Source organism: Phenylobacterium sp. (genome assembly GCF_036263695.1).
GTDB lineage: Bacteria > Pseudomonadota > Alphaproteobacteria > Caulobacterales > Caulobacteraceae > Phenylobacterium.
Genome location: NZ_DATAGM010000429.1, coordinates 1 through 10,897 on the forward strand (window position 1 = coordinate 1; position 10,897 = coordinate 10,897).

The following is a 10,897-nucleotide window of genomic DNA, read 5'->3' on the forward strand; positions in this document are numbered from 1 at the left end:
GCGACGGCTGCGGGCTGTGCTGCCTGGTGCGGTTCGAGGACGAGGACACGGGCGAGATCATCCCCACCCGGGTGCACTGCCGGCTGTTCGATCCGGACCGCTGCGCCTGCAAGGACTACGGCAATCGCAAGAAGCACGTTCCCGACTGCATCAAGCTGACGCCGCACAACATCGACGCGCTGGAGTGGATGCCCAAGAGCTGCGCCTACCGCCGCATCCACGAGGGCCGCAGCCTGCCCGACTGGCACCCGCTGATCAGCGGCGATCCTGAGAGCGTGCACGAAGCCGGCGTCTCGATCCGCGGCCAGACCATCAGCGAGGACAGTCTCGATGACGCAGAAGACGCGCTGGATTTCGCGGCCTGGGACCTAGTGGCGGAACGGGGCGAGGACTAGGCGAATAGGTCGGCGGTCTTGTCTCCCGCGCCCTCAGGGGCGCCGAAGCGGTTCGGCTGGGCGGCGCCGGCCACAAAGCCAGTGAACACCGACATCGCCAGACCTCCCAGCACGGCGACCATCATCAGCAGACCGCCGAGGCCGGATACGCCTATGGTCACGAACGCGACGCCTCCGATCCAGAGGGCGTACACGGGCGCCTGCCACCACCCGCTGCGGCCAAGGTCGTGCAAGCGCTTCGTCGTGATGCAGATCGACGGATAGATCAGCGCCAGTTGAACGAGGGGAGTGACGATGGCCGCCGATCCTGTTCCCTGGCCCCGAATGATGCTGACGCCGATCGTCAGCACCAATGACGTCACGAAGCTTATGACGAAAATGGCGATCAGGCCGATCCAGAAGCTCTTTCGCCCGATCCTCCCTCCCGGCGAAAGCAGCAGTTGTCTCAGGTTCATGGCGCCCTCCCGTCGGCATCATGCCCAGGAAAATGAGAACAGGGCAAGAACAACGCGGCCGTGGCGGATTTGCAACAGTCGCCCTTGCGCGACGCTGCGGTAAATCCAATCTCTCGGCGCGAGCCGAGAGTGGACTTTCGGAATGAGGACTTCGTTGGCGCGTGATCCCTATCAGGAGCTGGGCGTCTCCCGCGGCGCGAGCGCCGAGGAGATCCGCAAGGCTTTCCGAACTTTGGCCAAGAAGCACCACCCCGACGCCAACCCCGGCGACAAGGCCTCGGAAGAGAAGTTCAAGAAGGTGAGCGCGGCCTTCGACGTCCTCGGCGACGAGGAGAAGCGGCGCAAGTTCGACGCCGGGGAGATCGACGCCGACGGGCGCGAGACCATGCGCGGCTTCGGGGGCGGCTTCGGCGGGGGCGGGCAGGGCCCCGGCGGGTTCCGCACCGAATTCGAGAACGTCGACCTCTCGGACATCCTCGGCGAGGTGTTCGGCCGCGGCGGGGGCGCCCGCGGCGGGGCCGGTCCCGGCGGCGGCTTCGGCGGGTTCGGCGGCTTCGGCCCGCAGCGCGGCGCGGACGTGCGCGCCCGATTGGAGATCGACCTGGAGGAAGCCATTCAGGGCGCCAAGAAGCGCATCGCCTTCTCCGACGGGCGGAACGTCGAGGTGGTCATCCCCAAAGGGGCGAACGACGGCCAGACCCTGCGGCTGAAGGACCAGGGGGCGCCGGGCAAGGGCGGCCCGGGCGACGCCTTCATCGAGCTGATCGTGCGGCCTCACCCGATTTACCGCCGCGAGGGGGACAACCTGCTGATGGACCTGCCGATCACCGTCTACGACGCGGTGCTGGGCGGCAAGGTGCAGGCCCCGACGCCGGACGGGCCGGTGACCCTGACCATCCCCAAGGCTGCGAACTCCGGCCAGCTGCTGCGGCTGAAGGGCCGAGGGATGCCGGACATGCGCGGCCGGCGCGGGGACCTGATCGCCCGGCTGGTGGTCACCATGCCCGAGCGGCCGGACAGCCAGCTGGAGAAGTTCGCCGCCGCCTGGCGCAAGGAGCGGCCCTATGCGCCCAAGCGGCGCTCGTAACCGGTGGCGGGTAGGCGTAGCCTTTCTCTAAACTCGGCATTCAGACTGGGTTCAGTCCCAAAGGGCTACATCCTCGGCCTATGAAACGCTTCCTCGCCATCACCGCTCTCCTGCTGGCGGCGGCTCCCGCGGCCCACGCCCAGCCGTGGGGCGATGACGACCGCCCCGCCCTCGGCGCGGGGGGCCGGGACCAGGACCATGCCCGCGACGCAGTGCGAAAGGGGCGCCAAGCGCCGCTGTCTCGCGTTCTGGGGACGATCGCACAGCGTACGCCGGGGCGGCACCTCAACACGACCCAGGGCGACCACGGCGGCCGGACCGCCTACTTCGTCCAGTGGCAGATGCCCGACGGCCGGGTGGTGATCTTCGTCGTCGACGCCGAGAGCGGCGCCATGCTGGCGCGCCAGGGCGGTTAAGGCGATTTTGGACGGGCGATAAGGACGGGCCCTCTCTATGCGAATCCTGCTTGTCGAAGACGATCCGGACCTGTCGCGCCAGCTGAAGCTGGCGCTGGCCGACGCCGGCTATGCGGTCGACCACGCCCCGGACGGCGAGGAGGCGCAGTTCCTCGGGGAAACCGAGCCCTACGACGCGGTCATCCTCGACCTGGGCCTGCCCAAGGTGGACGGGGTGTCGGTGCTGGAGCGCTGGCGGCGCGAGAACATCTCGACTCCGGTTCTGATCCTCACCGCCCGCGGCGCCTGGAGCGAGAAGGTGGCCGGCTTCGACGCCGGGGCCGACGACTACCTCACCAAGCCCTTCCACACGGAGGAGCTGCTGGCCCGCCTGCGCGCCCTGCTGCGCCGCTCGGCCGGCCACGCGGCGCCCAGCCTTTCCTGCGGCGGCTTGCGGCTCGATCCCCGGGCGGCGCGCGCCTCGGTGAACGGCGAGCCCTTGCGGCTCACCTCGCTGGAATACCGGCTGCTGCACTATCTGATCATGCACCAGGGCCGGGTGATCAGCCGCTCCGAGCTCGTCGAACACCTCTACGACCAGGACTTCGATCGCGACTCCAACACCATCGAAGTGTTCATCGGGCGGGTCCGCAAGAAGATCGGCCCTGAGCGGATCGAGACGGTCCGCGGCCTCGGCTACCGCCTGACCGCCCCCGAGAGCGAGCTGGGGAGCGAGGCCGCACGCACGTGAGGCTGGAGGGCCTGCGCCGCCCTTCGCTGGCCCGCCGGCTGGTCCTGCTGGCCGCCGGGTGGAGCCTGGCGGGGCTGCTGGTCTCGGCTTTGGTGCTGGCCATGCTGTTCCAGCAGGCGGCGCTGCGCACCCTCGACGCCGGGCTCTCCGAGCGGATCGACAACCTGCTCTCCGGCACCACCATCGGGCCGCAGGGCGAGGTGCTGGCCCCGGCTCTTACCGACGAGCGAGCGCTGCGGGCCTACTCGGGCCGGTACTGGCAGCTGGCCGAGCCGACCCCGGACGGGCGCTGGCGCACCCTGGTGCGCTCGCGCTCGCTCTGGGACTCCGAGCTGCGCGCCCCGCCGAACATGGTCGCCCGCCTGCAGGCCAATCCCGGCGAGCCGGTCTCCTACGACACCCGCGACCCGCTGGGCGTGCCGCTGCGGGCCATGGCCTCGCAGGCCACCTTGCCGGGGCGGGAGCTGCCGGTCATCTTCATGACCGCTGAGGACCGCAGCCCGATCGACCGGGAGGTGCGCAGCTTCGCGGTCGCCACCGCCGGCTTTTTCCTGCTGCTGGCGCTGACCATGACGATGGCGGTGGTGCTGCAGGTGCGGGTCGGCCTCCGGCCCCTGTTCACCCTGCGCCGCGAGATCGCCGCGGTGCGCCGCGGCAAGGCCGAGCGGCTGGCCGGCGCCTACCCCGTGGAGCTGAAGCCGCTGGCCGACGAGCTGAACGCCCTGATGGCCCACAACCAGGAGGTCGTGGAGCGCCAGCGCACCCACGTCGGCAACCTGGCCCACGCCCTGAAGACGCCGCTGTCGGTGATGCTGACCGAGGCCGGCCAGCGCCCCGGCCCCCTGGCCGAGGTCGTCTCCCGCCAGGCCGAGGCCATGCGCCAGCAGGTCGACCACCATCTGCGCCGCGCCCGGGCCGCCGCCCGCACCCAGGGCTCCGGCGAGCGCACCTCCGTGGCCAGCGTGCTCGACGAGCTCGCCCGCACCCTCGGGCGGATCTACGAGGAGAAGGGCGTCGACATCGACTGGGACGCCGAGGAGGACCTGTTCTTCCTGGGCGAGCGGCAGGATCTGCTGGAACTGGCCGGCAACGCCATGGAGAACGCCTGCAAGTGGGGCCGCGCCCGGGTGCGGGTGCGGGCCGAGCCGGTCGCGCCTGAGCGGTTGCGGCTGACTGTGGAGGACGATGGGGCGGGCCTCCCGCCCCACAGGCGCGAGCAGGTCCTGCGGCGCGGGGCCCGCCTGGACGAGAGCGCGCCAGGGTCCGGCCTCGGCCTGTCGATCATGGAGGAGCTGGCCCGCGCCTACGGCGGGGCGATGACGCTCTCCGACGCCGCGCTCGGCGGCCTGAAGGTCGAGCTGGTGCTGCCGCGCGCCGAGGCGTGAAAAGTTAGAGTTTGGAAAGCCTTAACTGGGCGGGGGGCAGATTGGGCGGGCCGTGCGGGAGCCCCGCGCGTGGAGTACCAATGGCCGCCCTGTCCGACGAGAAGATCCAGATCGTCCGCGCCCTCGTGGAGCAGGCGCCGGATCCGGTCGTCGCGCGCCTGCAGGCCGCGCTGGCCCAGGCCGGCGGCGACGACGCCCTGGCCAGCGTGCGCCAGCTCGTCGACCTGGAGGCCGACGACCGCCGCGTGCGCAACAGCGTCCTGGCCCCCATCGCCGCCATGTGCCTCGGCGACGGCCGGTCCACCGACCGCATTCGATTCCCCAAGTCCGTGCTGGGCCTCCTCTGGTGCGGCCTCAAGCGCGCCGCGCCGGCCGAGGTCGCCGATGCGCGCGGCGTCCTGCGCGAGCTCGCCGGCTGCGAACACTCGCGGGAGGCCTTCGACCGTCTGACGCGCGTGGCCGCCGAGGGCGTGCGCGAGCGCCAGGGCCGCGACTTCACCGCCGCCGCCGAGGCCGCCGCCAAGGCCCGTGAGAACGGGGCGGGGCTGCTGGCCGCCTGCCTCGACATTTCCCCCGTTGTACGGCTCGCGTGCCAACGGCTGCCCGAGTGGATGAACCGGACGGACCAGGAGGTCGTCGCCCAGGCGCGCGTCGCCTTCAAGGACGCGGTGACCACCCGCACCGACGCGGCCCCTCTGTTCTTCGAGATGCTGGCCGCCCAACTCGCCCATCCCTGGCAGGTGCTGCGGATCATCTCGGCGGTCATGGACAAGCCGGACGAGCACTATTTCGCCGCCTCGGAGTCGGCGCTGTTCGCGCTTCGGCTGATGGACCAGGTGGACGCCGAGATGCGCACCGTCGCCGCCATCGATGCGGACGGCGGCCGCGACGCCGGCCGCGCCGCCGCCAAGGTGGTGGAGCGCATCACCGAGCAGATCGGCGAGATCTCCGCAGCCATGCGCCTGGACCGCGAGGGCGGCTGGGGCCGGCGGGTGGCCCAGCAGAGGGCCGCCCTGGCCTCCACTGTCGAAGCCCGCCTGCGCGAGCTGGAGCGCGCCATCGGCGCCGCCCTGCCGACCCGGCAGGAGAAGGTGGCCCGCCGCATGAAGGCGGTGCCCAAGGTGTCCCAAGCGCCCGACGCCGAGGCCGTGGGCCGCGCAATGACCCTGCTGCAGTTCGCCAGCGATATCCGCGGGTGCGCCGGCGCTGGCGGCTTCGCCTCCAGCCGGGCGAAGATGCTCGAGGCCCTCGCCGAGACTGTCGACACCTACGTCGAGGACCTGCTCGACCGCCTGCGCCACGGCGAGGTGGAGGACGCGGCCGCCGCCCGGGCTTATCTGGAGGTGGCCGCCGAGTTCGCCGGGCTGATCCACGATCCCAAGGCCGCCCAGGTCGTCCGCCGCCGAGCCAGCGCCGTTTGAGCGGCGTCAGATGCGGCTACGTCGTCCTCGCACGCGAGGCGGCTTTCCGCTAAACGCGCCCGCATGATCGGGTTTTGGTTCGCAGCGGGCCTTTTGGCGGCGGCTGCGGCGGTGCTCATCCTCCATCGGGCGAGAGCGGCGGCCGTGGCCACGCCGGACGACCCGACGCTGGCTGTTTACCGGCGCCAGCTGGCCGAGATCGACGACCTGGCCGCCCGCGGCGTGCTGGCCGAGCCGGAGCGCAAGAGCGCCTACGCGGAGGCTGGCCGTCGCCTGCTCGCCGCCGCCGATCAGGGCGCCCGGGCCTGGACGGCCACGCCGCCGCGCGGCGGGGTGCTGCTCGCCGCAGCCGCAGCGGGCCCGCTGTTGGCGCTCGCCCTCTATCTGGCGGTCGGCGCGCCGGGCTTTCCGGACCAGCCCATCGCCGCGCGCATCGCCGCCTGGCGCTCGGCCAGTCCGGAGAGCCTGCAGCCCGCCGAGATGGCCGCCGTCCTGCGCGGCATGGTCGCCGAGCGGCCGGGCGATCCCCAGGCGCTGCAGTACCTGGCCATGGCCGAGGCGGCATCGGGCGATCCGGCCAGCGCCGCCCGGGCGCTGCGCCGGGCCATCGAGCTTGAGCCCAACCGCGCGGTCCTTTGGGAATCTCTTGGCGAGGCCCTGGTGATGCAGGCTGGCGGCGAGATCAGCACCGCGGCGCAGAGCGCCTTCAAGGAGGCGCTGCGCCGCGACCCGAAATCCGTGACCGCCCGCGTCTTCCTCGCCAAGCAGCAGGTGGACAGCGGCGACCGTGCGCTGGGCCTGGCCCAATGGCGCGCCGTGCAGGCTGAGCTTCCCGCCGAAGACCCGCGCCGCGAGGCCCTCGCCCGGGTCATCGCCGAGGCCGAAGGCGCGCCGGCCGCCGACGATCAGCAGGCGATGATCCGCGGCATGGTGGACAGCCTCGCCGCCCGCCTCGAGCAATCGCCGGACGACCCTGACGGCTGGGTGCGGCTGGTCCGCTCCTACGCCGTGCTCGGCGACGCCGTCTCCCGCGATCGCGCACTGGCGTCGGCGAAGGCCCGTTACCGCGGCCGGGCCGACATCCTCGAGGCCCTCGACGAGGCCGCCGCGGCGGATCCGATGCCATGAGCTGGCTGCCGAAATCCCGCACGGCGCGCCGGCGCCTCACCGTGTTCGCCGCCATAGCCCCGGTGCTGGCGCTGGCCGTCGGCCTGACGCTCTGGGGCCTCAGCGACTCCATCTCCTACTTCTACACGCCGTCGCAGGCCGAGGCGGCCGACCCCCGACCTGGCCAGTCCATCCAGCTGGGCGGCCTGGTGCAGGCCGGCAGCGTGGCCAAGTATCCGGACGGGCGGGTGGAGTTCGTCGTCGCCGACCAGCAGGCGAGCGCCAAGGTCAGCTTCCACGGCGACCTGCCGGACCTGTTCCGCGAGGGCCAGGGCATCGTCGCCACCGGGGCGTTCGACGGCGCCGGCGTCTTCCAGGCCAAGGAGGTGCTCGCCAAGCACGACGAGCGCTACATGCCCCGCGAAGTCGAGAAGGCGCTGAAGGAACAGGGCGAGTGGCGCGGCGAGGGCGCGATCGCCGACTATCAGAAATCCGGGGCCAAATGATCGTCGAGCTCGGCGCCTTCGCCCTGGCTCTCGGCCTTGCGCTGTCCATCGCCCAGGCGGGCGTGCTCGCCTTCGCGCGGGTCCGCCGCTCGCCTGGGCTGGCCGGGGCGGGGGAGGGGATGGCGCTGGGCGCCTTCCTCGCCATCGCCGTGGCGTTCGCAACCCTGGTGTGGGCCTTCGTCGTCTCCGACTTCTCGGTCGCCAACGTGGCGGAGAACTCGCACACGGCCAAGCCGCTGCTCTACCGCGTCGCCGGCGCGTGGGGCAGCCACGAGGGCTCAATCCTGCTCTGGTGCCTGGCGCTCACCGGCTTCGGCGCGGCTGTGGCGGGCCTGGGCCGCGGCCTGCCGGCGGGCCTGAAGGCCACAGCGCTCGCGACGCAGGGGGTGCTCGGAACCGTGTTCCTCGCCTACACCGCCTTCGCCTCGAACCCGTTCGCGCGGCTGGCCACGCCCCCGGTGGAAGGCCGCTCGCTCAACCCGCTGCTGCAGGATCCGGCCCTCGCGTTCCACCCGCCGCTGCTTTACGCCGGCTACGTAGGCCTCTCGATCGTCTTCTCCTTCGCCGTCGCGGCGCTGATCGAGGGACGGGTGGACGCGGCCTGGGCCCGCTGGGTGCGGCCCTGGACGCTGGCCGCTTGGAGCCTGCTGACCCTCGGGATCACCCTGGGCGCCTTCTGGGCCTACTACGAGCTCGGCTGGGGCGGCTGGTGGTTCTGGGACCCGGTGGAGAACGCCAGCTTCATGCCCTGGCTGGTGGCGACGGCCCTCCTGCACTCGGCCATCGTTACCGAAAAGCGCGGCGCGCTGCCCGGCTGGACGGTGTTCCTGGCGCTGGCGGCCTTCAGCTTCTCGATGCTCGGCGCCTTCCTGGTGCGCTCGGGCGTGCTGACCTCGGTGCATGCGTTCGCGGTCGATCCGGAGCGCGGCGTCCTCCTGTTGATCATCCTGGGGGTGACCGCCGGCGCAGGCTTCGCCCTCTTCGCCTGGCGCGCGCCCAGCCTGACCCCCGGCGGCCTGTTCGCGCCGGTCAGCCGCGAAAGCGCCCTGGTGCTCAACAACATCCTGCTGGCGGCGGCCACGGCCACCGTGCTGCTCGGCACCCTCTATCCGCTGATCCGCGAGGCGATGACAGGGGAGGCGATCTCAGTCGGTCCGCCCTATTTCAATCTGACCTTCACGCCGCTGATGGCGGTGCTGCTGCTGCTGCTCCCGGCCGGGCCGCTGCTGGCCTGGAAGCGCGGCGACGCCCTGGGCGCGGCCCAGCGGCTGTGGGCCGCCGCCGGCCTGGCGCTGCTCGTGGGCGTGGCCGTCTTCGCCGTCGTCAGCCCCAAGAAGGCGTTCGGCGCCGCCGGCATGGCCCTTGGCGCCTGGCTGATCGCCGGCGCGGTGGCCGAGCTCGTCGAGCGCGGCCGCGCCTTCCGCGTCCCGGCGGCGGAGACCGCCCGGCGGCTGGTGCGGCTGCCGCGGGGCGCCTGGGGCATGACCCTGGCCCATATCGGCCTGGGGATCTTCGTGCTCGGCGCCTGCTTCGAGACCGGCTGGAAAGCCGAGAGCGCCCAGGCCGTCCCCCTGGGCGGTCAGGTCAGCGTCGGCGGCTATCACCTCACCCTCGAGGACGTCGAGGCTGTGGAGGGCCCCAACTACGACGCCGAACGCGGCCGCCTCGTCGCGACCAAGGGCGATCGCCTGGTCTGCCGGCCCGCGCCCGAACGGCGCCTCTATCTGCCGGGCGGGCAGACCACCTCCGAGGTGGCCATCTGCCACGAGGGCCTGAGCCACCTGTACGTGGTGCTGGGCGAGCGGCGCGAGGCGGCCGGCGCGTCGACCTGGCTGGTGCGCGCCTACTGGAACCCGCTCGCGCTGCTGATCTTCCTCGGGCCGGCGGTGATGGCGCTCGGCGGCGCCATCTCGCTTTCCGACCGGCGGCTTAGACTCGGCGTCGCGCGCAAGGCGGAGGCGGGCGCTTGAGGAAGCTGCTGGCCATCCTAGCGGCGGTGTTCTGCATGGCCGCCGCCTCGGACCCGGCCGAGCGGCTGCCGGACCCGGCCCAGGAGGCCCGGGCGCGCGAACTGTTCAAGGAGGTCCGCTGCCTGGTCTGCCAGAACGAGTCCATCGACGACTCCGACGCGCCTCTGGCCGCCGACCTGCGCCGCATCGTTCGCGAGCGGGTGGCGGCCGGCGAGGAGGACGCCGCCATCAAGCGGTTCCTGACTGACCGCTACGGCGAGTTCGTGCTGCTGCGGCCGGCCTTCTCGTTCGGCAATCTGGCGCTCTGGCTGGCGCCCCTTTTGGTGCTGCTGGGCGGGGTGGGCCTGCTTCTTGCACGCCTCCGGAACCGGTCGCCGGAAGCGGAGCTTACAGCAGCCGAGGCCAAGCGCCTGAAGGCGCTATCGGGCGAGTGACACCATTGCGCCGCAGAATGGGCGCGATGCGGCGCGGAGAGTGACCTAAACGTAACTTGAAGGGGAGTTGCGTCCTGATGCATCGATCCTAGGTATTTGACGGGAGCGGCGTGTAAATTCGGCTGCCCCGAAGGGAAGTTGGAAGGCCTATGACCTCGAAGAAGACCGGTTATCTCCTGGGCGCGGCGTTCGGCGTCGGCATCGCGGCGGCCGCCATGGTGGCGGGCGCCGGGGCGCAGCTTCCGGAGGGCGCCGCCAACGACAATCCGCCCCTGGTGCGCACCTCCGCGGCCGGCAACGTCTTCGCCCCGCCGCCCGGCGCGCCGATGTCGTTCGCCGACATCTTCGAGAAGGTCTCGCCCGCGGTGGTCTCGATCAACGTGACCTCCCGGGCCGATGCGCGCGCGCTGCGCCGCATCCCCGGCTTCGAGAACTTCCCCTTCGACATCGTCCCCCGCGGCGAGGGCCAGGAGGACGATGAGGAGGGCGGCGGTACGACCCCGCAGGGCCAGCCCCGGCTGCCGCGCCAGCAGTCCTCCGGCTCGGGCTTCTTCATCCGCCCCGACGGCTACATCGTCACCAACAACCACGTGGTCGAGAACGCCGAGGAGATCACCGTCGTCCTCAAGGACGAGCGCGAGCTGAAGGCCACCGTCGTCGGCCGCGACGAGGGCACCGACCTCGCGGTGCTGAAGGTCGAGGGGAACGCCTTCCCCTATGTGAACTTCGAGAACGCGGCCAGGCCGCGGGTCGGCGACTGGGTGATCACCGTCGGCAACCCCTTCGGCCTGGGCGGCACCGCCACCGCCGGCATCATCTCGGCCTACGGCCGCGACCTGAACGAGGTGTTCGTCGACTACATCCAGATCGACGCGCCCATCAACCGGGGCAACTCGGGCGGGCCGACCTTCGACATCTACGGCCGGGTGATCGGCGTCAACACGGCGATCTTCTCGCCGACGGGTGGCTCGGTGGGCATCGGCTTCGCCAT

Annotated in this window: 12 protein-coding genes; 11 read left to right on the forward strand and 1 reads right to left on the reverse strand. The window is 71.8% G+C overall.

What is annotated here, in order from left to right; all coding sequences use genetic code 11:
* On the forward strand, nt 1-395 hold a 395-nt coding region (locus VHK87_RS17390), incomplete at its 5' end, for a YcgN family cysteine cluster protein (RefSeq protein WP_329636152.1).
* Here the strand turns inward: VHK87_RS17390 and VHK87_RS17395 are convergent.
* Nucleotides 392-850 (reverse strand): DUF805 domain-containing protein, encoded by a 459-nt coding sequence (locus tag VHK87_RS17395; protein ID WP_329636153.1) that lies wholly within the window; start codon nt 848-850, stop codon nt 392-394. The genes VHK87_RS17390 and VHK87_RS17395 overlap by 4 nt on opposite strands.
* A gap of 154 nt (nt 851-1,004) precedes the next feature.
* On the opposite strand from VHK87_RS17395, the gene VHK87_RS17400 reads away from it, so the two are divergent.
* The 10 genes from VHK87_RS17400 to VHK87_RS17445 all read left to right on the forward strand — a co-directional run.
* Complete coding sequence (locus VHK87_RS17400) at nt 1,005-1,937, forward strand: J domain-containing protein (protein ID WP_329636154.1); 933 nt, start codon at nt 1,005-1,007, stop codon at nt 1,935-1,937.
* A gap of 80 nt (nt 1,938-2,017) precedes the next feature.
* Nucleotides 2,018-2,353, forward strand: coding sequence for a hypothetical protein (locus VHK87_RS17405; protein ID WP_329636155.1), 336 nt, complete (start codon nt 2,018-2,020; stop codon nt 2,351-2,353).
* Between the two features lie 37 nt (nt 2,354-2,390).
* Nucleotides 2,391-3,083: a response regulator transcription factor gene (locus tag VHK87_RS17410; RefSeq protein WP_329636156.1), complete on the forward strand. Its 693-nt coding sequence runs from the start codon at nt 2,391-2,393 to the stop codon at nt 3,081-3,083.
* Nucleotides 3,080-4,468, forward strand: a complete 1,389-nt coding sequence (locus tag VHK87_RS17415; protein ID WP_329636157.1) for a sensor histidine kinase — start codon at nt 3,080-3,082, stop codon at nt 4,466-4,468. Before VHK87_RS17410 ends, VHK87_RS17415 begins: the two co-directional genes overlap by 4 nt.
* Nucleotides 4,469-4,548: 80 nt before the next feature.
* Entirely contained in the window at nt 4,549-5,889 is a 1,341-nt protein-coding gene (locus VHK87_RS17420) for a hypothetical protein (RefSeq protein WP_329636158.1), read from the forward strand.
* A gap of 63 nt (nt 5,890-5,952) precedes the next feature.
* Nucleotides 5,953-7,017, forward strand: coding sequence for a c-type cytochrome biogenesis protein CcmI (ccmI, locus tag VHK87_RS17425; protein ID WP_329636159.1), 1,065 nt, complete (start codon nt 5,953-5,955; stop codon nt 7,015-7,017).
* Nucleotides 7,014-7,502 carry a cytochrome c maturation protein CcmE gene (gene ccmE, locus VHK87_RS17430; protein WP_329636160.1) on the forward strand — a complete coding sequence of 163 codons (489 nt, stop codon included), beginning with the start codon at nt 7,014-7,016 and terminating at the stop codon, nt 7,500-7,502. Before ccmI ends, ccmE begins: the two co-directional genes overlap by 4 nt.
* Nucleotides 7,499-9,472 (forward strand): heme lyase CcmF/NrfE family subunit, encoded by a 1,974-nt coding sequence (locus tag VHK87_RS17435; RefSeq protein WP_329636161.1) that lies wholly within the window; start codon nt 7,499-7,501, stop codon nt 9,470-9,472. Before ccmE ends, VHK87_RS17435 begins: the two co-directional genes overlap by 4 nt.
* Nucleotides 9,469-9,906: a cytochrome c-type biogenesis protein gene (locus VHK87_RS17440; protein WP_329636162.1), complete on the forward strand. Its 438-nt coding sequence runs from the start codon at nt 9,469-9,471 to the stop codon at nt 9,904-9,906. The genes VHK87_RS17435 and VHK87_RS17440 overlap by 4 nt, the downstream gene beginning before the upstream one ends.
* 149 nt (nt 9,907-10,055) lie before the next feature.
* Nucleotides 10,056-10,897: S1C family serine protease (locus VHK87_RS17445; protein ID WP_329636163.1), on the forward strand; the 842-nt coding region annotated here is incomplete at its 3' end.

What these genes read in the sequence shown, in the direction of transcription:
- ccmI (WP_329636159.1), top strand. Translation starts at nt 5,953, where the DNA reads ATGATCGGGTTTTGGTTCGCAGCGGGCCTTTTGGCGGCGGCTGCGGCG.
- VHK87_RS17405 (WP_329636155.1), top strand. Translation starts at nt 2,018, where the DNA reads ATGAAACGCTTCCTCGCCATCACCGCTCTCCTGCTGGCGGCGGCTCCC.
- VHK87_RS17435 (WP_329636161.1), top strand. Translation starts at nt 7,499, where the DNA reads ATGATCGTCGAGCTCGGCGCCTTCGCCCTGGCTCTCGGCCTTGCGCTG.
- VHK87_RS17395 (WP_329636153.1), bottom strand. Translation starts at nt 850, where the DNA reads ATGAACCTGAGACAACTGCTGCTTTCGCCGGGAGGGAGGATCGGGCGA.
- ccmE (WP_329636160.1), top strand. Translation starts at nt 7,014, where the DNA reads ATGAGCTGGCTGCCGAAATCCCGCACGGCGCGCCGGCGCCTCACCGTG.
- VHK87_RS17420 (WP_329636158.1), top strand. Translation starts at nt 4,549, where the DNA reads ATGGCCGCCCTGTCCGACGAGAAGATCCAGATCGTCCGCGCCCTCGTG.
- VHK87_RS17410 (WP_329636156.1), top strand. Translation starts at nt 2,391, where the DNA reads ATGCGAATCCTGCTTGTCGAAGACGATCCGGACCTGTCGCGCCAGCTG.